Consider the following 23,757-nt stretch of genomic DNA (forward strand, 5'->3'; position numbering starts at 1 on the left):
CTTTAGTCTATTTTATCGAATTTTCTATTTACCTTCTATATAAGAATGTAAAAATTCTCTACAAAAATAAAAAGAAGCAGAGGCCATCCTCTGCTTCCAATGGTTATTCTTCTCCAATAACGGCTTCAGCGATATTCACCGCATGATCACCAATGCGCTCAAGGTTACTAATAATATCAACAAAAACAATTCCAGCACTTCCCGTGCACTCACCTTCATTTAGACGAAGGATATGCTGTTTACGAAGTGTTCTTTCCATTTTGTCAATCTTATCTTCGAGCTTCACAACTTCCTGCGCCTTAGCCACATCCCATTTATCGAGAGCATCAAAAGCTTCATTTAGTGCAGAAAGAGTCAGATTAAACATTTCATCAAGGTCTTTCATAGCAACGTCCGTCATTTTCACTTTGTTGCTAATTTGATAATCTACCAGTTCTACCACATTCTCCATGTGATCACCGATACGCTCAATATCACGAACAGAGTCCATTAACATCCCGTGACGTGTTGATTCATCTCCTGATAGAGAAGTTGCTGATAGCTGAATAAGGTAGTCTGTAATCTTATTATCAAGATTGTTAATCGCTTCTTCATACTGAGCCGTTTTTTCTGCGCTCTTTTGACTTTTCGATATTAGATAGTTAGAAGCTTCCTTAACACCTTTATAAGCAAATTCACTCATTCGAATTACTTCTTCTTTTGCCTGTCCTAAAGCGACAGAAGGTGAACGTTCAATGAATACTGGATCCAGGTGTTTTGGTTTATATTCAATCGTTGCATCATCACCAGGTATAATTTTCGTAACAAGAAATGCAAGCCCAGCAATGAATGGGAATTGTATCACCGTATTCGTAATATTAAAGATACCGTGTCCAAATGCAATTGTCATTTCTGGTGTCAAATTTAACGAATCTCTAAGATACTCAATAAATGGTGTATAGGCGAACAAGAAAATTAAGAATATCGCCGTTCCAATTAAATTAAAAATAACGTGAGTCAGTGCTGTACGTCTAGCCGCAACAGAGGCACCGATTGAAGCAAGAACTGCTGTAATAGTTGTTCCTATGTTATCTCCAAACAAAACTGGTAAAGCTGCTTGGATATCCATTGCATTCTGTGAATAAAGTCCTTGTAATACACCGATTGTGGCACTGGAACTTTGAACAATAACTGTAAATACTGTTCCAATTACAACGCCTAATAACGGGTTCGAACTCATGTTCAATGTGAGTTCATGGAAAGCTTCGAGACTACGAAGTGGTTTCATTCCTGTACTCATTAATTCAAGTCCAAAGAATAACGCTCCAAAACCAAAAACAATTTGTCCTGCATAATTAACTTTCTTGTTTTTAAAGAAGAAAATTAATAGTGAACCGATCGCAATAATTGGAAGGGCGTAATCTTTAATAGGAAAACCAATAATAAATGCTGTAACAGTTGTTCCAATGTTTGCTCCCATTACAACGCCAATTGCTTGCTTTAGAGTCATAAATCCTGCGTTAACAAGCCCGACTGTTAAAACTGTTGTTCCTGAACTACTTTGGATGAGAATCGTAACAATGACCCCGGCGAGTACACCCATAAATGGGTTCGTCGTAAAGCGATCAAGTATGTCTCTTAATCGATCCCCTGCTGATCGTTGAAGGCCATCTCCCATATACTTTAGTCCAAACAGGAAAATACCAAGACCTCCCACAAACTGAAAGATCATCTCCTGAACGTTGAGTTCCATCATTTCAACCCCTTGCACCATGTTTTATTTTTTTCGACAATACTCAACAAAGTCCCTTGTCTATTATCTACATCGCTCCCCTCTTTGTAAAGAGTTAATATAGAATTGTAAAGATATTATGATTTAATCAACTTTATTTCAAGAAAGTTTCAGCAAGTTTATTGTTCCCCTCTCCTTTTATAAGATAAACTGGTTTAGAGGATTAACCTCACTCACCCAGAAAGGAGATTCTTCATTTGAACATTTTTAAACAGCTATATTATAGCCTATTCTCGCCTAAAATGATGGCGCGTTTTCGGTTTCAAAAACTAGGAAAACCAATCTTATATGTCTTTCTCCTTATGTTTCTATCATCCGTACCGATAGGCGTCATGACTGCCGTTTCGTTTACAGATGCTTACGAAAATCTAAAAACACATATGTCGGAATTACCTGACTTCACGTTAGAGGACGGCTCCTTAACAAGCGACCAGTCCGAACCACTCATCAAAGGAGAAGATGAGAACACATTTATTTTTGATACGACAGATGGAATTAAACCCGATGATCTGGACTCATACGATTCAGCTATAGCCTTTCTAAAAGATCGGATTATCGTAATGGACAACGGAACGAGACAGGAGTTTAATTACAGTAATTTCAGCTCAATGACTTTTACGAAACAAGATGTTAGTGAACTCACTAAAAATGTGGATGATTTACTTCCTATTTTTGTCCCATTCTTAATCTTTTTGATTTATTTATTCCAGACTGGCCTTAAATTTATTGGAATTACGGTTTTAGCGACAATTGGGTTATCCCTAAAGTCCCTTGCCGGCAGAAAAGCCTCTTATAAACAGCTTTGGGTCCTATCTGTTTATTCGGTTACGATCCCAACCTTGTTTTTCACCATTATGGCTTTAATAAAAACATCCGTGCCTTTTGGATTTGTTCTCTATTGGTTTGTAGCAATATTGCTCCTTTACCTAACCATTAAAGAGATTCCTCTTCCCAAAAAGCGCGTAACAAATGAACGACCAAACAATCCTTCTGAAGAAAAATTTTGATTATTTCCTCAAATCACTTGCTTTTCGCTTTAAAGTGATGTAGATTATGAAAAAAGCGACTCAATAAAATTCCATATACTTTCAATTCTTATCAAGAGAAGCAGAGGGACTGGCCCAATGAAGCTTCAGCAACCACCGGATATTTTCTGGAAAGGTGCTAACTCCAGCAAGTTGAACTCAACTTGGAAGATAAGAAGAAGAGCAACCAAAGTCTTCTTCTTATAGAGGGCTTTTTTTTATTGCCCTTACTCACAGAAAAGGAGATTGATTATGTCAAATAGCCATTACAATACATTACTTGCACAGTTAGGTAATAAATCAGACCCCATAACAGGTGCTGTGAATCCCCCCGTTTATTTCTCTACTTCCTATAGGCATGAAGGGATTGGCGAATCTACTGGTTTTGACTATTCAAGGACGAAAAACCCAACTCGCTCGATTCTCGAGTCGGCAGTAGCTGAACTCGAACACGGGGATCAGGGCTTCGCATTTAGTTCTGGTATGTCAGCCATTCAAGCCATTATCTCACTTTTTAATAGCGGTGATCATATTCTCGTTTCAGATGATCTCTATGGAGGCACCTATCGATTATTCGCTCACGCTGAAAAGCATTTTAACTTATCGTTCACTTATTTCGATAGCCAACAAATAGAGACAATCTCACCATTAATAATGCAGTCAACAAGGGCCATCTTTATCGAAAACCCTTCAAATCCGCTAATGAAACTAACCGATGTTGAAAAAATCGTATCCATTGCCAAAACATACAATTTACTGTCTATCGTGGACAATACGTTATTCACTCCTCTTCTACAAAACCCTCTTTTACTAGGGGCAGATATTGTCATTCATAGCGCAACGAAATACCTTGGGGGTCACAATGATGTGCTTGCAGGTCTTGTCATTGCCAAAGGAAAGAGCCTTTGTGCTGAAATTGAACAGTATCAAAATGGTGCCGGAGCGGTTCTATCCCCGTTCGACTCATGGCTGCTCATTCGAGGTATGAAAACATTGCCTCTTCGACTAAAGCAACATGAGGAAAATGCGAAAGCTGTTGTAGCGTACTTAATTAAACATGAAGCCATCACAGAGGTTTTTTATCCTGAAAAAGGCGGAATGCTTTCATTTAGATTACAGTCTGAAGAATGGATCGATCCTTTTCTTAGGAACTTGAAGCTGATTACCTTCGCTGAAAGTCTCGGAGGCGTTGAAAGCTTTATTACTTATCCAGCCACACAAACACACGCCGATATTCCAGAAAAAATCAGACTGGAAAAAGGGGTTTGTAATCGGCTATTAAGATTTTCGGTTGGAATTGAAGAAATCAACGATTTAATTCGAGATCTGGCTCAGGCGCTAGTAATTTTCAAAGAGGATGGTGTGCGACATGACGACTAATTCATATACATTTCAAACAAAACTTCTTCACAATGAACATAAATTTGATAAAAGTACAGGAGCTGTCAGTGTTCCAATTCAACAAGCATCTACCTTTCATCAATTAGATTTTGATCAGCCAGGAAAATATGATTATAGCCGCTCTGGCAACCCGACCCGTGAAGCTCTAGAAGAAACGATTGCAGACCTTGAAGGTGGCGTTAGGGGGTTTGCATTTGCTTCTGGCATGGCTGCTATCGCTACTTCTTTTATGCTGCTTTCACAAAATGACCATGTTTTGATTTCAGAGGATGTTTATGGCGGTACTTATCGGATGATCCACGATGTTCTCTGCAGATTTGGCATTAGTCATACGTTTGTCGATATGACTGATTTAAATCAAGTTGCGAACGGGATTCAACCCAATACAAAAGTAATCTATATCGAGACACCTTCGAACCCATTGCTCAAAGTGACTGATATTCAAGCTGTCGTTAAGTTAGCGAAAGCGAATAATTGTTTAACATTCGTTGATAACACTTTTATGACGCCTGCCCTCCAAAGACCACTGGACTTCGGCGCTGATATCGTTCTTCATAGTGCAACAAAATTTATTGCAGGACATAGCGATGTCGTTGCGGGTCTTGCCGCAGTTAAAAATGAAAAGCTAGGTGAAAACCTTGCTTTTTTGCAAAACTCTTTCGGATCCATTTTAAGTGCTCATGATTCCTGGTTAGTTCTTCGCGGATTAAAAACGTTACATTGTCGGCTCGAGCAATCTTCAAGATCGGCTTTCAGACTAGCACACGCACTCCTTAAAGAGCCGCTTGTAGAAGAAGTTTATTATCCTGGATTCTCTTTCCACCAGGGCCATTCGACTCACCTTTACCAGGCAGCGGGTCCTGGGGCTGTTCTTTCTTTTCGGCTACCTGATGAAAACGCGGTTCGATTGTTTACAAAGAACGTACAACTCCCAGTTTACGCTGTTAGTCTTGGTGCGGTTGAATCGATTCTTTCTTATCCAGCGAGAATGTCTCACGCATCAATGTCAGCTGCCGAACGAAACAAACGCGGGATTACAGATGGCTTGTTACGCTTATCTGTTGGGCTTGAAAATGCGGATGATTTGCTTCAAGACTTTAAACAAGGGTTTGCTACCATTACTAAACTTTACGCCCCTACAGCCGGAGGTGCTAAAGGATGAGCTTGCTTAAAGATCTCGAACACAAACTTTTGATTGGTGACGGTGCGATGGGAACCCTTCTTTATTCATACGGCATTGACCAATGTTTTGAAGCGCTCAACCTTTCACATCCGGAGGAAGTATTAAATGTTCACCAAGCTTATGTTCATGCCGGTTCAGATGTGATTCAAACCAATACGTACGGCGCGAACTATAGCAAGCTATCACGATATGGCCTTGAAGACCTAGTAAAAGAGATCAATAAAGAAGGCGTTAAACTCGCTCGAAAGGCTGCGACAGACTCTACTTACGTTCTTGGGACAATAGGAGGAATACGAGGAATAAATACACGATCGACTCCCCTTGATGAAATTAAGCGTAGCTTTAGAGAACAGCTATATTGCCTTCTATTAGAAGGAGTCGATGGTCTTTTATTGGAAACATACTACGATCTAGAAGAGATCCTAACCGTACTTAAAATAGCTCGAAAGGAAACAGATTTGCCTTTAATTGCACAAGTTTCTATGCATGAGCCAGGCATTTTGCAAGATGGCACTTCACTTGCTACTGCCTTAAAACAGCTTGAGAATGCTGGAGCTGATGTAACAGGCGTTAACTGCCGACTTGGCCCTTATCATATGATTCAATCATTAGAACAGGTACCTCTTTCAGGTCGTTTTCTTTCTGCCTATCCTAACGCGAGTTTACCTGATTATGAAGAGGGGCGTCTTGTTTATCCTACCGCGCCAGATTATTTCAAACAAAGTGCAGAAGCCCTACGTCAACAAGGCGTTAGACTTATTGGTGGTTGTTGTGGAACAACTCCTGAGCATATCGCTGCTGCAGCTAATGCACTAAAGGGCTTAGAACCTATTACAACGAAAAAAGTGACTGTTAACGAAAAAGAGACTAGGATCATCAATTTTGAAGAAGATAGGTTGCCTCACTTACATGAAATAGCAAAAAAACAGCGATCTGTTATCGTTGAGCTCGACCCTCCAAAAAAATTATCGATTGATAAATATCTTGAGGGAACAAAGGCGCTACAAGAAGTTGGCGTTGATGCGATTACGCTGGCAGATAACTCTCTTGCCTCACCGCGAATTTGCAATACCGCCATGGCTTCTATGATTAAATCTCAGCATAATGTTCGACCACTTGTTCATGTTGCCTGTCGGGACCGGAATTTAATTGGGTTACAATCCCATTTAATGGGGCTTCATACCCTTGGAATTAATCAAGTGCTTGCCGTAACGGGTGACCCTACTAAAATCGGCGATTTCCCTGGCGCTACTTCAGTTTATGACGTCTCATCATTTGACCTCATTCGTTTAATGAAACAATTTAATCAAGGACGTTCATTTTCTGGTAAATCACTTGGAATTAAAACTTCATTTTCCATAGCAGCCGCCTTTAATCCAAATGTACGACATCTCGATCGAGCTGTCGAGCGACTCGAAAAAAAGCAGCAGTGTGGAGCGGATTACTTTATAAGTCAACCCATTTACAACGAAGAACAGTTACGTGAAGTCTATGAAGCGACGAAACATTTAACTTGTCCCATTTACATTGGCATCATGCCGCTTACAAGCTATCGAAACGCTGAATTTCTCCATAATGAAGTACCAGGAATTAAACTTTCTGATTCCATTCGCAATCATATGTTACACGCTAAAGATTCAACGCAATCAATTGAAGCAGGGCTTGCAATTGCGAAGTCGTTAATTGATGCTGCTTTTGATTTGTTTAATGGTATTTATTTAATTACCCCCTTCTTACGGTATGAATTAACCGTAGAATTGACGCGATACATTAACGAGAAAACTCGGCTTGAAGAAGAAAGGAAGAATCGAAATGGCCTACACCTCATTTGAAGATCTACTTACGAAGAGAATCCTTGTTCTAGATGGAGCTATGGGAACAATGATTCAACAAGCTAATCTGACTGCCACTGATTTTGGTGGTGAAGAATATGATGGCTGTAATGAATACTTATCCATAACTAGGCCAGAGCTCATCTCCTCTATTCATGATGAGTACTTAGCTTGTGGGGCAGATATTATTGAGACCAATACCTTTGGAGCAACGGATCTTGTTTTAGATGAATATGATCTCGGTCACCTTGCAGAAAAGCTAAACTACACATCTGCAGTGCTTGCAAAAGAGGCTGCTGCTAAAGTAACAACGACAGCTAAACCGCGGTTTGTTGCTGGTGCCATGGGACCAACTACCAAAACATTATCGGTTACCGGTGGAACGACTTTTGAATCACTTTCGAATTCATATGCCTTGCAAGCTAAGGGCTTACTAACCGGAGGCGTCGATCTTCTATTAATTGAAACAAGTCAGGATATGCTTAACGTTAAAGCTGCTTATATTGGTATTTCAAGAGCTTTTCAAGAATTAGAAAAGACTGTTCCTTTAATGATCTCTGGAACGATTGAACCGATGGGCACTACACTCGCTGGTCAAAGCATTGAGGCATTTTATTTATCGCTTGAACATATGAATCCAGCAGTCGTTGGGCTAAATTGTGCAACAGGACCAGAGTTTATGAGAGATCATCTCCGCTCCCTTTCTGATCTAGCTACAACTTCAGTAAGCTGCTATCCCAATGCGGGCCTTCCTGACGAAGAAGGAAATTACCACGAAACCCCCGAAAGCTTAGCAGCTAAAATTTATGGCTTTGCTGAAAAAGGGTGGCTTAACGTCGTTGGGGGCTGTTGTGGCACAACTCCTGCTCATATTAAAGCCATTTCCAAAGCTGTAAAAGGACTACATCCCAGAAAAGCTCCTGCGAGTCATCCTCATGCCATTTCTGGAATTGAACCCTTTGTTTACGATGAAAGTACCAGACCTATACTTGTTGGAGAACGAACAAATGTGATAGGTTCACGTAAATTCAAACGCCTTATCACAGAGGAAAAATTTGAAGAAGCGTCCGAGATTGCTCGTTCACAAGTAAAAAAGGGTGCACAGGTGATCGACATTTGCCTGGCAAATCCAGACAGTGATGAACTTAGAGATGTAGAGAATTTTATGAAATATGTTGTGAACAAGGTAAAAACCCCTCTCATCATTGATTCTACAGACGATGCGGTTATCGAAAAAGCCCTCTCTTACTCACAAGGGAAAGCAATCATTAATTCCATTAATCTTGAAGACGGTGAAGAACGTTTTGAAGCTGTCGTTCCACTCATCCATAAGTATGGCGCTGCTATAGTGGTTGGCACAATTGACGAAACCGGCATGGCGATAACAGCAGAGCGTAAGCTCGAAATCGCGAAACGCTCTCATGACTTACTCGTTTTTAAATATGGTCTTAACCCATCAGATATTATTTTTGACCCGCTTGTTTTTCCAATTGGTACTGGTGATGAACAATACATTGGTTCAGCTTCCGAAACGATCGAAGGAATACGACTCATTAAAACCCAATTGCCCGAATGCCAGACAATCCTTGGCATAAGCAATGTTTCATTCGGCCTTCCTCCAGTAGGAAGAGAAGTATTAAACGCTGCCTACTTGTACCACTGTACAAAAGCCGGATTAGATTATGCGATCGTGAATACTGAAAAGCTTGAAAGGTACGCTTCTATTTCTGAGAAAGAAGGACAGCTTGCAGATGACCTCCTTTTTCAAACAAATGATCAGACTTTAGCAGATTTCACTGCATTCTATCGAGGTAAAAAGAAAGAAAGTAAAGTGCAGACTTCCACGCTCACACTTCAAGAACGTCTTGCTTTATATGTTGTCGAAGGGACAAAAGAAGGACTTATACCAGATTTAGAAAAAGCGTTAATTGACTATCCTTCGCCTCTTCAAATTATTAATGGGCCATTAATGAAAGGGATGGCAGAGGTTGGGAAATTATTTAATGATAATCAATTAATTGTCGCCGAAGTACTTCAAAGTGCCGAAGTCATGAAAGCTTCTGTCGCTTTCCTTGAACCTCATATGGAAAAAGAAGATTCTTCAAGCTCTAAAGGAAAAGTACTTTTAGCGACTGTAAAAGGTGACGTGCACGATATTGGCAAGAACCTGGTCGAAATTATTTTAAGTAACAATGGTTTCGAAGTCGTTGATCTTGGCATCAAGGTTACACCAACAGACCTTATTAAACAGGTTCAAGACCACCAGCCAGACTTTGTAGGTCTTTCTGGTCTACTCGTCAAGTCTGCTCAGCAAATGGTGTTGACTGCTCAAGATATGAAACAAGCTAAAATCTCGATACCCATAATGGTAGGTGGTGCCGCCTTATCGCGAAAATTTACTGACAATAAAATTTCAGCTGAATATGACGGGCCTGTTTTCTATGCAAAGGACGCTATGGAAGGGTTAGCACTCTCCAACCAGTTAAGTAATGAAGAAGAAAAAAGAAAGCTCGTAGAAGAACACACGATTAAAAAAGCTTCAACTGAGTTGCAACCAAAACCAATTTCAAATGGGGGAACAGCGGTTGCTGTTAAACCAATCTCGACTGTGTCAACCGATATACAGGTTTATAAACCGTATGATCTAGAACCTCACATTTTAAGAAACTACTCGGTTGCACACATCGAACCATACATCAACATGCAAATGCTAATCGGTCATCATCTGGGACTTAAAGGAAAAGTATCAAGACTACTTGCAGAAAAAAACGAGAAAGCCGTGCATTTAAAAGAAGTGGTGGATCACCTTTTAACACGAGCCAAGATTGAAAGGTGGATACAACCTTCAGCTAAATATCAGTTCTTCCCAGCGCAATCTGATGGAAATGATATTATCATTTACTCTCCTCATGATCATGAAACGATCATTGAACGATTTTCATTTCCTCGTCAACAAAAAGAACCTTTCTTGTGTCTTGCTGATTACCTTCGTTCAGTATCAAGTGGCGAGATGGACTATGTTGGATTTTTTGCGGTTACAGCAGGAAAAGGCATTCGAGAACGTTCAGTAGTATTAAAAAATCAAGGGAGTTATCTCGAAAGTCATGCTTTACAAGCCCTTGCGCTAGAAACCGCTGAAGGTCTTGCCGAACACGTTCATCAATTGATGCGTGATAAATGGGGATTCCCTGACCCGACGGATTTCACAATGCAAAATCGCTTTTCAGCAAAGTACCAGGGCCAGCGTTTTTCATTTGGCTATCCCGCTTGTCCTGAACTTGATGATCAGAATAAACTTTTTAAACTTATCCATCCTGAAGATATTGGGGTAGAACTCACAGATGGATGCATGATGGAACCGGAAGCTTCTGTTACTGCTATGGTTTTTGCCCACCCAGAAGGAAGATACTTTAATGTTTTATAAGAAGGAAAAAGAGGAGCCAGGGCTCCTCTTTTTCCTTCTTATTACATCATCAATCCCATCATGACAAACCGTTTATGTATACATCGAGACTAATCCATTTCAGGTGCTCCGTTTAATGCATGATTCATAGCTCTTTCTAATACCCTTCTCTTTTCACTTCCGCTTATGTTTTTCCTCTTTATGGCCAACCGTTCTTCATATAAATACTCCAAACGTTGGCTATATGACTCATCATACTTATACGAGAGATCATCTCGTATTTTTCTTGCAAGAAGTGGACTTGCTCCACCAGTAAAAATAGAAATAATTAGTCTCCCTCGCTTTAGCGTAGCAGGCAATGACACGTTCCCTCGATCCGCCTGATGAGAAGCATTAACTAGCTGAGTGTCTTTTGCTTGATGAATGACAAATTCGTTCACTTCAATTGAATTTGTCGCTACAATAATTAAAAATGCGTCGATTAAATCACTCGCCCTAACTTCCCGTTCAACGAGAGAGATACTGTCGAAATTTACAAGTTTTTTGATGTCTTCATTCATTTCAGGACTTATTACTGTAAGAATCGCATCACACCCGAGTAAACCTCTAATTTTTCTTAACGCGATACGGCCTCCTCCCACTATAACGACACGTTTTCCTGTTAAATTCAAAGAGACGGGATACTCGCTCATACCGTTACCCTCGCCTCAAATGCTTCTGCCACTCTTTCTTTTAATACATCTTTTAATAATTCATGATAGCCAAGGTAATGACACAGATAAAAATCCGGACCATTCTTTTCTAGTCGACTTATGGTTTGTTCCATTTCCTTCATTAATATACCTGTAAATAAAAGATATGGTATGACAAATACCTGACCATTTGCACCTTCTTGAACCTGTTTAATACCTTCCTCAAATGTTGGTTTCGCCGCCGCAAGATAGCATACAGACACGTTTTGAAACGGCATCTTCTCACGAATCAAATTTGAGATTTCATGAAAATCGCTTAATGTATCCGGATCACTACTCCCTCTCCCCACAAGAAGCGCACTAGCATCATTTCGTAGAGCAACACCCGTTTCCATTACTCTTTCTTCAATAACAGAAATCAGCTTATCATGAACACCTAAAGGACGACCAAGGTAAAAAGTAACCCACGGAAATTCTTCAGAAATACGTTCTACTTCGTTTGGTATATCCTTTTTCACATGAGTTGCTGCTAAGAGTAAAACGGGCACTACGACAATTTCTTTCGCACCTTTATGAATGCATGTGGTGATACCTTCATATATATTAGGTTTTGAAAGCTCAAGAAAACAGGTTTCTTGAATGGGATAAGAAAGTTCTTCTTTGCATTTACTAACAAATTCGATCGCCTGATTTCTCCCCTCCTTCACTCGGCTTCCATGACAAATATAGAGAACAGCTTTCACGATTACTCACCTCCTATAGTTATAATGCGCTAACAACCGTCTTTGTCACTTGTTGATCTTCAAAGGACGTCTCAAACCATTTCAATTTCGATCTCATGTTTACAACTTCACCTACAACAATCATACTAGGATTTTGAATTTCCGATTTCTTGACATCTTCTACGATTGTTTCAAGTGTTCCCGTCACTGTTTGTTGAGTTTTTGTTGTCCCCCAATGAATGAGAGCAACAGGAGTCTCTTTATCCCTACCGTATTTCAAGAGCATTGAGCAGATATAGGGTAAATTTTTCACTCCCATATAAATAGCCAGGGTATCAATTCCCTTTGCGAGGCTTTCCCAGCGTAATTCTTCTTCCTCACCATTTTTACGGTGTCCTGTTACAAAAGCAAAGGTAGAACTTAATTCGCGATGAGTGACTGGGATGCCGGCATACGCTGGAGCTGCAATCCCTGAAGTGATACCCGGGATAACTTCAAACGGGATACCGTGTTTCGATAGGGCTTCAGCTTCTTCACCACCCCGACCATACACAAAGGGATCACCCCCTTTTAATCTTGTTACGATTTTTCCTTTTAGCGCATGTTTCACGAGAAAACGATTGATGGTTTCCTGCTTTAGAGTGTGGTAATCTGGTAGTTTCCCACAATAAATTAGCTCCACGCCTTCCCTAGCGTACGCTAATAGTTCTTTGTTAACGAGTCGATCATAAAGAATGACATCTGCTTCTTTAATGCATTTGACACCTTTTACTGTAATTAAATCAATGTCACCTGGTCCTGCTCCAACTAGGTATACTTTCCCCATTTCATTTCCTCCTCGACAACGCGTTTTATTTCACAAGATCTAACGATTTACGCTTGATTAAATCCTTCAGGTGTAATCAACTGATGGTTCTCTAAATAAGAAAGAACGATTTCTGCACATTTTTCTCTAGTTTCACTGTACGTATCAACGACCAGTTCAGGATTTATTGGTTCTTCATAGGGAGAAGACACACCTGTAAAATGAGGAATTTCTCCATTACGAGCTTTTTTGTATAAACCTTTAGGATCTCGAAGTTCACACTCATTTAAGGGACATTTGACGTACACTTCAATAAACTCATCTTTTGAAAGAAGTTCACGAACAACCTGTCGGTCACTCTGAAAAGGAGAAATAAAAGCAGTAATTGCAAATTGACCGCTATCAACAAGTAACTTGGACACCTCTCCGATGCGTCTTATATTTTCCTTTCGATCTTCTTCTTTAAAACCCAGGTCTTTATTTAATCCTTGTCTGATATTATCTCCGTCAAGTACATAACTTTGAACGTTTAATTCGTGTAGCTTTCTTGAAACATCATTCGCTAACGTTGATTTTCCTGATCCCGACAATCCTGTAAAGAAGAGAACAGCACTTTTGTGCTGGTTCCTCTTCTGTCTCATTTCTTTCGTTACTACTGTATCGTGCCATGTTAAATGATTGTTGACCGTCATCCCGAATCTCCTCCTTATGCTTTTACTGCCTTTTTACTCATTCCTTTAATAAGGATGTCAACTACCTCAGGACGACTGAACGTTGCAGGAGGTTGCTCTCCATTACGTAAAAGCGCCCGTACTTTCGTACCAGATAAAATCACGTGATGTTCCTTCCCATGAGGACACGTCTTCGCTGAAGCCATGCTATCGCACTTCTTGCAATAGAAACTATGTTCAAAAAAGAGAGGTGTGATTCCCAATTCTTCACTTGAAAATTGGCTGAAGATTTTCTGTGCATCATACGTGCCATAATAATCACCTACACCAGCATGATCTCTTCCTACAATAAAATGTGTGCACCCAAAGTTTTTGCGAACAAGTGCATGAAAAATGGCTTCTCTTGGTCCGGCATAGCGCATCGCAGCTGGAAAAACACCTAGGTGAACACGATCTGCAGGATAATAGTTTTCAAGCAAGACTTCATAACTTTCCATACGGATTTCAGCTGGAATATCATCTGACTTTGTTTCACCTACAAGTGGATTTAAGAACAGCCCATCTACCGTTTCAAGCGCGGTTTTTTGGATATATTCATGAGCACGGTGCACAGGATTTCGTGTTTGAAATCCAACTACCGTATTCCAGCCCTGATTTTCAAAATATGCTCTTGTTTCAGCTGGATCAAAATGATAGCGGTCGAATTGGCCTTTTTCACTTCTTTTAATGAGCGTAATAGGTCCACCAATGTATACATCTGGCCGATCAAAGACCTTTTTCACCCCAGGATGATCGCTGTCTTCTGTTAAATAAACTTGTTTTGCCTCTATCACCTTATTTGGTTTATAGATAGATTCTACGGTTACAGTTCCATACACCCTTCCTTCGCTAATCAGCTTCACTTCATCACCCAGGACTATTTCTCCAACCACCTCATCCCTCACTGGTAATGTGATCGGTATACTCCACGGTAATCCGTTTTCTAATTTAAGATTATGAACGACAGAAAGGTAATCATCCTCATTAAGGAATCCTGTTAATGGACTATAAGCCCCAGTTCCGATTAATTCGAGATCGCTTAAAGCGGTTTTATCTAATTCAATTTCTTTATGAATTTCATCTACCTTTTTATCCGGGTTAAATCGATTGATTAACTTACCACCGTGTGCATGAATTGTTGTCATAGGAATCCCTCCAAAATAAAATAAATTATAAACTTTCTTTTTCTTGTAACGTTCTTTTTTGCGTGCGAATCGATCGAATTAAACTTCCCGATCCCACTGTCGCAAGGATAACGCTTCCGATTGCAATTAACGTGTATAAATCACTTTCTAGAAAAAGTTTAATCATGCTGTAAGAAATGACTAATGAAAAAACCGGAGAAACAGCCCACACCTTTAACATCCTTGTAATGACATCTTTTTGCCAAAGTTGAAAACCATCTTTCGCCGTTCCGATCCCAATGATTGAAGAAGTGGTGATTTGTGTAAGTGGAACTGGAATTCCAAATAACGAAGCACCTATGACAAGTCCAGCGCTCGTACTCGATATCGCACACCCTTCACCTAAAGAAAAACGAGTAATGCGGTAGCCATTCGTTTCAAGAACACGTTTTCCAAATACAAGTGCACCAAGCGCCACAAATGCTCCTCCTAATAGAGCTCCATGCGAGAGAGATAGAACCCCCGCTCCGACAAGGGGACCAACCGCATTGGCAACGTTATTCATTCCAGCTGAGAAAGCCTCAAGAAAACCAGCTAAAATTAAAACGATGGTAAGGATTTTTTTCCATTGTGAAGTTAGTTTGCAATGCCTTCTTATAACGGCCAATCCTTTTCCTACTACTAAAGCTGCCACAAAGGCAATTACAGGGATGATGATCCACAAGAGCATAATGACCAAAATATTTTGAAAGAACAATGCACGATAAGCAATCCCTACTCCTACCACCGAACCAACAGTCACCTCGCTGGTTGATAAGGGGATTCCCATCATATTTGCTAAAAAGAGTGCCGTTGTAGCCGCTATGAAAATAATGAGGATTACTTTTAAACTAAGCACGGAAGATGGGATAATACCACTCCCCATCGTCTTAATGACATTTCCCCCACCAAAAGTTGCTCCGGCTACAATGCCAATTGCACATACTCCTAAAGCTGTATATCTATTTTTAATTGCTCCTGCTCCATAAGCCACACCCATCGATGCCGCAGCTCCACTTGCTCCAATATTCATAGCAAAAAATAGCGCCACGATAATAACGAAAGTCGTCATCGGCTTGATGCCGAATCAAGATGCAATCCGCATTCTGTTTTCTCCTGATTTGCCCATCTCCCAGCTCTAGAATCACTTCCATTCAATACACTCTCCGTGCATACAGCACAGCCAATACTCGGATATCCTCGATCATGAAGAGGGTTGTATGGTAAGTCTTTCTCGTACACATATCGCCAAATTTCTTTCCACGTCCAGTGAATCAGTGGACAAACTTTAATCGACTTGAATTTCTGATCACGATTTAAAAAATTCGTTTTTTGCCTAAGAGGGGACTGTTCTCTTCTTAAGCCTGATATCCAGGCGCTTACCCCATCAAGTTCTTCATGTAATGGAACAATTTTACGCAAGTTACAACATTGACCTGGATCACGCTCCCAAAGCGCTTCTCCTTTACTTAACGCCTGTTCCTGGACAGACTCTTCTGGCTGCTTCATTTTTATCTGAAGCTTTGGGTATTTTGCTTTGATTTTCTCAATCAACTCATACGTTTCTTCAAAATGGAGACCAGTATCTAAAAATACAATCTCCGCCGTCTCGTTCACTTGAGATATTAAATCAATGAGAACCACACCTTCCACACCGAAACTACACGCATAGACGATATCCTCTTTATAAGTTCGATAGGCCCAATCCAGAACTTCTAACGCACCTTTTGTATTTGAATGCTGATTGAATTCCGGCTCCTCGCCTGACCAGCTATCATATAACCACTCCATTACATAACCTCCTATTCCATTCACCTTATGCTAAAAAAGAGGCAGTCCTAACCAAACTGGTTAGAACCGCCTCTAGTTTCTCTAGTCAGCGCTACGATTAAAGTCGTTCTTTTTCATTTCTTTCAAGTTGAATGACCTTACCATCTTGTATAACGAGTGTAATCGATCCATACTTCAACGTACTCAGCATTCGTTCAATACGTGCTGCAACGTCTGAAAAGTTTTGCTCTTTGCTCCCCATCTTGCAACCTCCCTTACTTCATAATCTCTAGGAGAGGCTAAACAACTAAAAAAGCCTTCCCAAATTGGAAAGACAGACCAAGTTACCTTGATTCAGCTTATCTTCCAAAATGGACTCCATTTTGCTGGAAGTAGCACCTTGCCTCGCAGGCAGGTTGCTGGACGTCATAGGGCCAGTCCCTCGGTCTCTCTTGATAAGTTATTTTCTAAATCTTAACTATTATCAAACAATCTGTCAACCCTAGTTTAGAGATCGGGATAAACGGATTAGATAAATGTATGAAAAAAACCCCGAATCTATGACTCGAGGCTTACTTTTTATATTGGATGACGTCTGCTTTCCTTCTTTTCTTCTACAACAATTCGCGTTCCATCTACTGCTGTAACCACAACCACCGTATCTTTATCGATCCAACTTCCTGCTGAAATGGCACTATATTTTTTTTCGTTCATTTCAATCGTTCCGCTCGGTCGAAATGGCGTAATTGCGATGGCAGTTCCTCCTACCAAACCTTTATACTCTGCATTCATTGAATTGTATCCCATTTCACTGCTAAGGCGGTCCTTTAACGTCATCTTTGTCCACATGGATCTGGCAGGAAACACCTTCAAAAATAGGAATGCAGCTGCTGTACCAATTAAAAAGCCACACGATACAAGCAGTCCATACAGAAAAGTTGGTGAAGGGATTGCTACAGCCGTTACCATCATCGCTAAACCGATCAAGCCAAACGTTCCATCATTTAATAATTTGCCATCCAAGATGACCAACCCGAGTCCAACCGCAAATACAAGTCCCATCCAGAACATAGAAGATAGGGATGTTAAATGAAAACTAAAATAGAAAGTAAGCATTAGGATTCCAATCAATCCAAATATCCCTTTTACTCGAACAAGCAACTCTCCGAATAAGAAAAGCACGCTAAGTAGGACAACAAGAAAACCAACTGCCGGCAAAGATAGAATTTCCATCCTCGCTCCCTCCTTTTCCTTCCCTTTCTTATACGATTAAATAGGAAGAAAGTTTCAGCCCATTGTCACTTTACGATTGAAATACCCCTTTTATGCCATCTATAAGCGCAATAAAGAAATCAATAATTTTTTGAATAAAGGATTGTGTTTCTTCTTTGTTTAAGAATTCATCTAGATTCTCCCGGGCATTTTCAAGCTGACTTTTCATTTGGTCCCAATCAATATCCAGGTTCTTCATTCGATTAAACAGCGCCACCAGGCCGTCTAGCTCTTCTTGAGTTAGTTCAATTCCTGAATCACTTGCAATTTGTTTAATCCTCGTTCTCAAATCTTCTTCTGTTTCAGGAGGATTTGAAGCAATGTCATCTTTAATTTTCGTCATTAGCTCTGTTGCTTTATCTGCACCAATACTGTCACTTAATTTTGCTGTTGTTACCAGCTCTTCATTTGCGACTTGCTTTTGCTCTTCAGGAATGACTTCATCTGAGCTTAACTCATAAGCTTTGATTAAACCAGTTAAAGCTGCTGTACCAGATACTTCCGTTGGGGCTGTCACATAAATATCTGCATCTTTAACTCCTGCTGTAATTAAGGCATTGGCATACATTTCATCTGTAACCCAATTGATATTTTTCGTTTCAACGCTTAGTCCAGCATCTTTTTCACCAATTGTAATCGAAGAGGAAGATAAGGCACGAGTTCCAATTAAGGCTTTACTAATATAGTTACCAAGGTATTTATGCTCTTCTTCATTTGAAACAGTTACAGTCATAACATCTTCTGGCGCATTCATTTCTTCTAGTAACGTTTCCTTTTGCCCTTCTGACAAATCTTCACCAAGTGTGACAATGACATCACCAACGCTAGCATCGGCGAACGTTACAATAGGCACGATGGACATGATCAACAACATCGACAGAAAAAATGGCATTACTTTTTTAAACATGTTTTGATCTCCTTTTTAACATAAGGCTTGCTTGATGAGACTTTCAAACTTCTCATCTCCTTGTATTCTACTCGACACTGGTTCGAAAGAAAAGATCATTCATTAAGAAACCTGTCATATCATGGAAGGACAAGCATATCTTTATAGAAAGAAAAAGAAGCTGAAGGGGTGGTGAGCGCAATGAAAAAGTTGCTAATGGGAATCCTTTTTCTCCTTATTCTTCATACTACTTATTATGATTTAACTACCGGTACGCTCCCTCAACCAAACGTGGAGCCTGAAGCTGCAGAAGTCATCGCTCCCCAACAAGGTTCTGCTCCCTATGTGGTTTATCAGATCAAAGCCGGTGATACAGTTCTTTCTCTAGTGGAAGAAGCAAACGGCTCGGTTCCTGTGTCGATTGAAGATATTGTTCATGATTTTGAAACATTGAATCAAATTCCCCCTACAAAAATACAAATAGGGAAAAAATATAAAATACCAACTTATCCCAATACATCCGCTCAGTGATTATTTCTTGTCAATAGCTCTCTAAAGTTGCTACAATGAGATAGTATTATAGATGAGTCTTATTCCCTACTAAGGGAGCATATAAAAGCGATCTACATCATGAGGTAAGCAATCCTACATGTAAAAGGAGCGATTTTCGCATGAATGAAATTACACACCGTAGTAAAACAAGACCTGTTAAAGTAGGTCCTTTAACAATAGGCGGTAACGATGAAGTCATTATTCAAAGTATGACAACCACTAAAACTCACGACGTTGAAGCAACTGTTGCTGAAATTAACCGTTTAGAAGAAGCTGGATGTCAGATCGTACGTGTTGCTTGTCCTGATGACCGAGCAGCAGATGCGATCCCAGAAATCAAAAAAAGAATCAATATCCCTCTAGTCGTTGACATTCACTTCAACTACAAGTTAGCTCTTAAAGCTATTGAGGGTGGAGCTGACAAGATTCGAATCAACCCTGGTAACATTGGACGCCGTGAAAAAGTGGAAGCAGTAGTGAAAGCAGCTAAAGAAAAAGGGATTCCGATTCGCATTGGGGTAAATGCTGGTTCACTCGAGCGTAAAATTCTTGAGAAATATGGATATCCCACTGCTGAAGGCATGCTTGAAAGTGCCCTTCACCACATTAAGATCCTTGAAGATCTTGATTTCTACGATATTATTGTTTCCATGAAAGCTTCTGATGTACAACTTGCGACAGAAGCTTATGAGCTTGCAGCACGTTCGTTTGATTATCCACTTCACCTTGGAATTACAGAATCAGGTACACTGTTTGCAGGCACAGTCAAAAGTGCTGCTGGTCTAGGCGTTATCCTTTCAAAAGGTATTGGTAATACAGCGCGTATATCACTAAGTGCCGACCCAGTGGAAGAAGTGAAAGTGGCTAGAGAACTTCTTAAATCATTTGGTCTCGCTGCCAATGCCGCCACATTAATTTCTTGTCCAACGTGTGGGCGTATCGAAATTGACTTGATTTCAATTGCAAATGAAGTGGAAGAGTATATTTCAACAATTAAAGCACCGATTAAAGTAGCTGTGCTTGGCTGTGCAGTAAACGGTCCAGGAGAAGCACGTGAAGCAGACATTGGTATTGCCGGTGCCCGCGGAGAAGGTCTTCTTTTCCGCCACGGAGAGATTATCCGCAAAGTTCCTGAAGAAACAATGGTAGAGGAACTGAAAAAAGAAGTGGACAAAATAGCTGAAGAGCATTACAAAAAAATGGAAGAAGAAAAAGAAAAAGCGGAAGCTAAATCTTAATAAACTTCTATGATTGATAGGAAAAGCCAGGCACTCATGAGTGCCTGGCTTTTCTATAAAGGTTTTTCACTAAAAGAACGGTGCGAAGAATAAGCTGATAATCATTGAAGCGGCACCGACACCTATTGCCCATGACCCTAGCGTTGTCAGTCCCTTTCTCCTAGCAACAAATCCAACGACAATTCCCGCTGCTCCAAGAATGACGGGAAGGATAAACAGTGAAATAACGGATAAAGCAAGCGCTGCTACACCAATACCTACTCCCGTTTTCTCCTGTTCCTGTCTTTTAGCTTCAAAGTGTTCATGATGCTCTTCAGAAGTTGGACGTTCATTTTCAGGCGACTGTAAATAAGGACGGTCCATTACACCAGGAGCTACTTCAGCTGCTGCTTCTTCAGAATAATCCTCTTCATCAGCGCGTACTTCTCGCTCCTCAATTAGGTCCAGATCCTCATCTTGTCTGTCTTCTGTCATATACATCCCTCACTTTGCCTTGTTGTGGAGCATGCTTAGTATTCGTTAGGAAGGCAAAGAATATGTTTAAGATTTCAGTAAGATCCTTCCAAACCTTCCGTTACCTCATTACTTCTATGTTATGATAATAAAAGAGCTTTCAAAAAGGGGTTTTACCATGACAATTAAAAGACTCGGACTTGATATTGATGGTACAGTCACAAGTCCCAAAACGTTCCTACCTTATTTAAATTCATCGTTTAATAAGCAACTGTCTTTAGATGATCTCACAGAATATAACCTTGCGAATATTCTCGGCATTCATAAGGATGAATTTATCGAGTGGTTAAAAGCCAACGAACAAAACATTTACGCCAACGCGATGATCGCGGACAACGCACACCCAACTTTAGAAGCATGGAAAGGAAACTACGACCTTTTATACATTAGTGCACGTGGCAATCACCTTCTTGAAACAACAAGAGATTGGTTTAATGCAAATTCCATACCATACCATCACATTGAGCTAATTGGAAAACATGATAAAATTGATTCCATTAAGAAAAATCGTGTGGACGTATTTTTTGAAGACAAACATGACAATGCTTGTGCAATCGCAGAAGAGTGTCAGATACCCGTTATTCTTTTTAATACACCTTATAATCAGGGAACTGTTCCTGATCATGTTTCACGGTTAGATTCGTGGCCAGAAGCCCGTTATTGGCTTCAACAATATAATAAAAACGGTAGAGCGTAAGCTCTACCGTTTTTATTGCGATTGACATTCACCACAACGTCCATACACTTCAAATTTATGCCCAGTTACTTCAAAACCGGTGTCCCCTACTGGAATATCTTCCATAGGACACGACTCAATATGACTTGTTTTACCGCAATCCAAGCAAATGAGATGATGGTGATGGCTTTTAGTTGAACAGCTAAGACGATAGCGCTTTTCACCATTCCACTCCGTCTCTTCTAATATGTCTAAATCGGCAAATAATGTTAGATTCCGGTAAATTGTATCAACGCTCAATCCCGGATAATTTCTTTGCATATCATTTAGAACATCCCTCGCTGAGAGATACCTCTTCTCTTTCGCAAATAACGTAACAAGATCTTCTCGCTTCTCAGTATATTTATAGCCTTTTTCTTTAAGAATACGCAATGCTGTAGAGACATTCATATTTCCACCTCATCATGTTAAGATTTCCATTGTTTCATACGCTTGAACAACAGAACAACTAGCAAAATTAATGCTGATAATAATACAATTGTGCCACCTGGTGCTATATCAAGATAATAGGCCAGAATGAGGCCTCCTAGGACAGCTACTTCACCAAAAATAATTGAATACACAATCGTCTGCTTAAACCCTCTCGCTATACGAATGCTAGCCGCAACAGGAAGGGTCATTAGAGCCGAAACCAAGAGGACGCCTACAATTTGCATAGAAACCGCAATCACAAATGCCACGAGTAAAATAAAAATAAAATGAATCCATTTTGCTCTTACCCCTGATACGTTTGCTTGTTCTTCGTCAAAGGAGAGAAAGAACAATTCTTTATATAGAAGCGTTACTACAATAACAACAATAACCGTAATGACCGCAACAGCCGATAAATCACTTCGGCTGATCGCAATCACACTTCCAAATAAATAATTAAAAAGATCCGAATTAAAACCATCCGCTAATGATAAAAAAACAACACCAAGACCAATCCCGCCAGAAAGGGTAATTGGTATTGCTAGCTCTTCAAAATGCTTATAGACTTTTCGAAGCTGCTCAATAAATAACGAGCCAGCCGCTGAAAAACCCATCCCCATATAAACGGGGTTAATACCTTGCCAAAATGTGAAATACTTACCAAGAAGCAGACTAGCAGCAATCCCAGCAAGCGTGATATGTGATAAGGCATCAGCGATTAACGCTTGTCTTCTCACCACAATAAATACGCCGAGTAGTGGCGCAATAATTCCGATTAAGATTCCTGCCAGAAAGGCGTTTTGCAAAAACTCAAATTTCCATAAAGCTTGAATCATTTTCTAAATGCCTCCATGATCATGATCGTGACTTAGTACGTGAACATGATGGCCGTAAAATCCTGATACTTCACGTTCATTAAACTGTTCAAATTCATTTGTCTCTCCATGAAAATGAAGCGTTTTGTTTAAGCAAGCAACGTGCGTCACTTTATCCGTAATCGTTCCGATATCGTGTGTCACAAGAAGTAATGTAATCCCATTCTCCTTATTCAACTTGCCGAGAAGTTCATAAAAATCACTTGTAGAGTTTGCGTCTACTCCAACAGTTGGTTCATCAAGAATAAGAACCTCCGGCTGACTAACCAAAGCTCTTGCAATAAACACTCTCTGTTGCTGGCCACCTGAAAGCTCCCCAATGTTACTTGAAGAAAAGTCACTCATCCCTACTAATTGAAGGGCATCCATTACCGCTTTTCGATGAGGGGCCTTCATAAATTTAAATAAACCCAACTTGCTCGTTAATCCCATTGATACAACTTCAAACACAGAAGCAGGAAAACCAGAATTAAAGCTATTGGCTTTTTGTGAAACATAGCCAATCTTACTCCAATCGTGGAATTTATTTATCTTTTTTCCAAAAATTTGAACATTACCTTTTTGTGGTTTCAACAAGCCAAAAATCAGTTTAATTAATGTCGATTTTCCAGATCCATTTGGTCCAACTAGACCCACGAAGGCCCCTTCTGGAATCGAAAAAGAAATGTCTTCTAGAACATAACCATCTCCATAGTGGAAAGAAACGTTCTGAAGATCAATTAAATTATTCGGAGTACTCATTTTATTACCTACCATCTATAAGAATCATTACGATTTACATTATATAGTATACATGA

General features: G+C 40.1%; 23 protein-coding genes and 2 riboswitches. Of the genes, 8 read left to right on the forward strand and 15 right to left on the reverse strand.

The genetic code is table 11. The features are described 5' to 3' along the window. Positions 1–103: 103 nt before the first annotated feature. The gene (locus PQ511_RS04755) at positions 104–1,732 is read right to left on the reverse strand and encodes a Na/Pi cotransporter family protein (protein ID WP_273850774.1); all 1,629 of its coding nucleotides are present in this window, start codon (positions 1,730–1,732) and stop codon (positions 104–106) included. A gap of 236 nt (positions 1,733–1,968) precedes the next feature. Between PQ511_RS04755 and PQ511_RS04760 the strand changes: the two genes are divergently transcribed. The 5 genes from PQ511_RS04760 (at position 1,969) to metH (ending at position 10,636) form a co-directional block, all read left to right on the forward strand. Next, positions 1,969–2,778: a DUF1189 domain-containing protein gene (locus PQ511_RS04760; protein WP_273850775.1), complete on the forward strand. Its 810-nt coding sequence runs from the start codon at positions 1,969–1,971 to the stop codon at positions 2,776–2,778. Between the two features lie 85 nt (positions 2,779–2,863). Next, a riboswitch (SAM riboswitch) is annotated at positions 2,864–2,974 on the forward strand. 74 nt (positions 2,975–3,048) lie between these two features. After that, positions 3,049–4,176 carry a methionine biosynthesis PLP-dependent protein gene (locus PQ511_RS04765; RefSeq protein ID WP_273850776.1) on the forward strand — a complete coding sequence of 376 codons (1,128 nt, stop codon included), beginning with the start codon at positions 3,049–3,051 and terminating at the stop codon, positions 4,174–4,176. After that, positions 4,166–5,359, forward strand: a complete 1,194-nt coding sequence (gene metC / locus PQ511_RS04770; RefSeq protein WP_273850777.1) for a cystathionine beta-lyase — start codon at positions 4,166–4,168, stop codon at positions 5,357–5,359. The genes PQ511_RS04765 and metC overlap by 11 nt, the downstream gene beginning before the upstream one ends. Next, complete coding sequence (locus PQ511_RS04775) at positions 5,356–7,212, forward strand: bifunctional homocysteine S-methyltransferase/methylenetetrahydrofolate reductase (RefSeq protein ID WP_273850778.1); 1,857 nt, start codon at positions 5,356–5,358, stop codon at positions 7,210–7,212. The genes metC and PQ511_RS04775 overlap by 4 nt, the downstream gene beginning before the upstream one ends. Beyond that, the gene (metH, locus tag PQ511_RS04780) at positions 7,193–10,636 is read left to right on the forward strand and encodes a methionine synthase (RefSeq protein ID WP_273850779.1); all 3,444 of its coding nucleotides are present in this window, start codon (positions 7,193–7,195) and stop codon (positions 10,634–10,636) included. The genes PQ511_RS04775 and metH overlap by 20 nt, the downstream gene beginning before the upstream one ends. An 89-nt stretch (positions 10,637–10,725) precedes the next feature. Here metH and PQ511_RS04785 read toward each other — a convergent pair whose 3' ends face one another. From PQ511_RS04785 to PQ511_RS04830, 10 genes are all read right to left on the reverse strand, one after another. After that, positions 10,726–11,307, reverse strand: a complete 582-nt coding sequence (locus tag PQ511_RS04785; protein ID WP_273850780.1) for an NAD(P)-dependent oxidoreductase — start codon at positions 11,305–11,307, stop codon at positions 10,726–10,728. Then, entirely contained in the window at positions 11,304–12,050 is a 747-nt protein-coding gene (locus tag PQ511_RS04790; RefSeq protein WP_273850781.1) for a sirohydrochlorin chelatase, read from the reverse strand. Before PQ511_RS04790 ends, PQ511_RS04785 begins: the two co-directional genes overlap by 4 nt. A gap of 19 nt (positions 12,051–12,069) precedes the next feature. Next, the gene (cobA, locus tag PQ511_RS04795) at positions 12,070–12,855 is read right to left on the reverse strand and encodes a uroporphyrinogen-III C-methyltransferase (protein ID WP_273850782.1); all 786 of its coding nucleotides are present in this window, start codon (positions 12,853–12,855) and stop codon (positions 12,070–12,072) included. Between the two features lie 47 nt (positions 12,856–12,902). Next, on the reverse strand, positions 12,903–13,526 hold the full coding sequence (gene cysC / locus PQ511_RS04800; protein WP_273850783.1) for an adenylyl-sulfate kinase: 624 nt from the start codon (positions 13,524–13,526) through the stop codon (positions 12,903–12,905). 14 nt (positions 13,527–13,540) lie between these two features. After that, positions 13,541–14,689, reverse strand: a complete 1,149-nt coding sequence (sat, locus tag PQ511_RS04805) for a sulfate adenylyltransferase (protein WP_273850784.1) — start codon at positions 14,687–14,689, stop codon at positions 13,541–13,543. A 25-nt stretch (positions 14,690–14,714) separates the two neighbouring features. Beyond that, a complete protein-coding gene (cysP, locus tag PQ511_RS04810) occupies positions 14,715–15,779 on the reverse strand; it encodes a sulfate permease (RefSeq protein ID WP_273850785.1) in 1,065 nt (354 codons plus the stop codon). After that, positions 15,776–16,498, reverse strand: a complete 723-nt coding sequence (locus PQ511_RS04815) for a phosphoadenylyl-sulfate reductase (RefSeq protein ID WP_273850786.1) — start codon at positions 16,496–16,498, stop codon at positions 15,776–15,778. The genes cysP and PQ511_RS04815 overlap by 4 nt, the downstream gene beginning before the upstream one ends. 97 nt (positions 16,499–16,595) lie before the next feature. Next, on the reverse strand, positions 16,596–16,739 hold the full coding sequence (locus tag PQ511_RS04820; protein ID WP_224591871.1) for a YezD family protein: 144 nt from the start codon (positions 16,737–16,739) through the stop codon (positions 16,596–16,598). 94 nt (positions 16,740–16,833) lie between these two features. Continuing rightward, positions 16,834–16,939: riboswitch (SAM riboswitch) on the reverse strand. Between the two features lie 117 nt (positions 16,940–17,056). Then, positions 17,057–17,710, reverse strand: coding sequence for an NfeD family protein (locus PQ511_RS04825; RefSeq protein ID WP_273850787.1), 654 nt, complete (start codon positions 17,708–17,710; stop codon positions 17,057–17,059). A 70-nt stretch (positions 17,711–17,780) separates the two neighbouring features. Continuing rightward, the gene (locus PQ511_RS04830) at positions 17,781–18,656 is read right to left on the reverse strand and encodes a DUF1002 domain-containing protein (protein ID WP_273850788.1); all 876 of its coding nucleotides are present in this window, start codon (positions 18,654–18,656) and stop codon (positions 17,781–17,783) included. A 180-nt stretch (positions 18,657–18,836) separates the two neighbouring features. Here PQ511_RS04830 and PQ511_RS04835 point away from each other — a divergent pair, with 180 nt between their 5' ends. Beyond that, complete coding sequence (locus PQ511_RS04835; protein ID WP_273850790.1) at positions 18,837–19,166, forward strand: hypothetical protein; 330 nt, start codon at positions 18,837–18,839, stop codon at positions 19,164–19,166. 140 nt (positions 19,167–19,306) lie between these two features. Beyond that, the gene (ispG, locus tag PQ511_RS04840; protein ID WP_273850791.1) at positions 19,307–20,425 is read left to right on the forward strand and encodes a flavodoxin-dependent (E)-4-hydroxy-3-methylbut-2-enyl-diphosphate synthase; all 1,119 of its coding nucleotides are present in this window, start codon (positions 19,307–19,309) and stop codon (positions 20,423–20,425) included. 69 nt (positions 20,426–20,494) lie between these two features. On the opposite strand, the gene PQ511_RS04845 is transcribed toward ispG, so the two are convergent. Continuing rightward, positions 20,495–20,899, reverse strand: coding sequence for a DUF4190 domain-containing protein (locus PQ511_RS04845; RefSeq protein WP_224591856.1), 405 nt, complete (start codon positions 20,897–20,899; stop codon positions 20,495–20,497). 157 nt (positions 20,900–21,056) lie between these two features. Between PQ511_RS04845 and PQ511_RS04850 the strand changes: the two genes are divergently transcribed. Then, a complete protein-coding gene (locus PQ511_RS04850) occupies positions 21,057–21,635 on the forward strand; it encodes a hypothetical protein (protein WP_273850792.1) in 579 nt (192 codons plus the stop codon). A gap of 12 nt (positions 21,636–21,647) precedes the next feature. Here the strand turns inward: PQ511_RS04850 and PQ511_RS04855 are convergent, their stop codons facing one another. Genes PQ511_RS04855 through PQ511_RS04865 form a run of 3 tightly spaced genes read right to left on the reverse strand, consistent with a single transcriptional unit; the run spans position 21,648 to position 23,701 of the window. Then, entirely contained in the window at positions 21,648–22,064 is a 417-nt protein-coding gene (locus PQ511_RS04855) for a Fur family transcriptional regulator (RefSeq protein WP_273850793.1), read from the reverse strand. Positions 22,065–22,081: 17 nt separating this feature from the next. Continuing rightward, positions 22,082–22,921: a metal ABC transporter permease gene (locus tag PQ511_RS04860; protein ID WP_273850794.1), complete on the reverse strand. Its 840-nt coding sequence runs from the start codon at positions 22,919–22,921 to the stop codon at positions 22,082–22,084. A gap of 3 nt (positions 22,922–22,924) precedes the next feature. Next, entirely contained in the window at positions 22,925–23,701 is a 777-nt protein-coding gene (locus PQ511_RS04865; protein WP_273850795.1) for a metal ABC transporter ATP-binding protein, read from the reverse strand. Between the last annotated feature and the right edge of the window lie 56 nt (positions 23,702–23,757).

Origin of the sequence: Guptibacillus spartinae (assembly GCF_028610625.1) — a bacterium.
GTDB classification, from domain to species: domain Bacteria; phylum Bacillota; class Bacilli; order Bacillales; family Guptibacillaceae; genus Guptibacillus; species Guptibacillus spartinae.

Bases quoted from the DNA above. Each gene is read 5' to 3' on its own strand.
- PQ511_RS04755 (WP_273850774.1), bottom strand. From the start codon at position 1,732: ATGGAACTCAACGTTCAGGAGATGATCTTTCAGTTTGTGGGAGGTCTT.
- PQ511_RS04765 (WP_273850776.1), top strand. From the start codon at position 3,049: ATGTCAAATAGCCATTACAATACATTACTTGCACAGTTAGGTAATAAA.
- metC (WP_273850777.1), top strand. From the start codon at position 4,166: ATGACGACTAATTCATATACATTTCAAACAAAACTTCTTCACAATGAA.
- PQ511_RS04775 (WP_273850778.1), top strand. From the start codon at position 5,356: ATGAGCTTGCTTAAAGATCTCGAACACAAACTTTTGATTGGTGACGGT.
- metH (WP_273850779.1), top strand. From the start codon at position 7,193: ATGGCCTACACCTCATTTGAAGATCTACTTACGAAGAGAATCCTTGTT.
- PQ511_RS04785 (WP_273850780.1), bottom strand. From the start codon at position 11,307: ATGAGCGAGTATCCCGTCTCTTTGAATTTAACAGGAAAACGTGTCGTT.
- cobA (WP_273850782.1), bottom strand. From the start codon at position 12,855: ATGGGGAAAGTATACCTAGTTGGAGCAGGACCAGGTGACATTGATTTA.
- cysC (WP_273850783.1), bottom strand. From the start codon at position 13,526: ATGACGGTCAACAATCATTTAACATGGCACGATACAGTAGTAACGAAA.
- sat (WP_273850784.1), bottom strand. From the start codon at position 14,689: ATGACAACAATTCATGCACACGGTGGTAAGTTAATCAATCGATTTAAC.
- cysP (WP_273850785.1), bottom strand. From the start codon at position 15,779: ATGACGACTTTCGTTATTATCGTGGCGCTATTTTTTGCTATGAATATT.
- PQ511_RS04815 (WP_273850786.1), bottom strand. From the start codon at position 16,498: ATGGAGTGGTTATATGATAGCTGGTCAGGCGAGGAGCCGGAATTCAAT.
- PQ511_RS04820 (WP_224591871.1), bottom strand. From the start codon at position 16,739: ATGGGGAGCAAAGAGCAAAACTTTTCAGACGTTGCAGCACGTATTGAA.
- PQ511_RS04825 (WP_273850787.1), bottom strand. From the start codon at position 17,710: ATGGAAATTCTATCTTTGCCGGCAGTTGGTTTTCTTGTTGTCCTACTT.
- PQ511_RS04830 (WP_273850788.1), bottom strand. From the start codon at position 18,656: ATGTTTAAAAAAGTAATGCCATTTTTTCTGTCGATGTTGTTGATCATG.
- PQ511_RS04835 (WP_273850790.1), top strand. From the start codon at position 18,837: ATGAAAAAGTTGCTAATGGGAATCCTTTTTCTCCTTATTCTTCATACT.
- ispG (WP_273850791.1), top strand. From the start codon at position 19,307: ATGAATGAAATTACACACCGTAGTAAAACAAGACCTGTTAAAGTAGGT.
- PQ511_RS04845 (WP_224591856.1), bottom strand. From the start codon at position 20,899: ATGACAGAAGACAGACAAGATGAGGATCTGGACCTAATTGAGGAGCGA.
- PQ511_RS04850 (WP_273850792.1), top strand. From the start codon at position 21,057: ATGACAATTAAAAGACTCGGACTTGATATTGATGGTACAGTCACAAGT.
- PQ511_RS04855 (WP_273850793.1), bottom strand. From the start codon at position 22,064: ATGAATGTCTCTACAGCATTGCGTATTCTTAAAGAAAAAGGCTATAAA.
- PQ511_RS04860 (WP_273850794.1), bottom strand. From the start codon at position 22,921: ATGATTCAAGCTTTATGGAAATTTGAGTTTTTGCAAAACGCCTTTCTG.
- PQ511_RS04865 (WP_273850795.1), bottom strand. From the start codon at position 23,701: ATGAGTACTCCGAATAATTTAATTGATCTTCAGAACGTTTCTTTCCAC.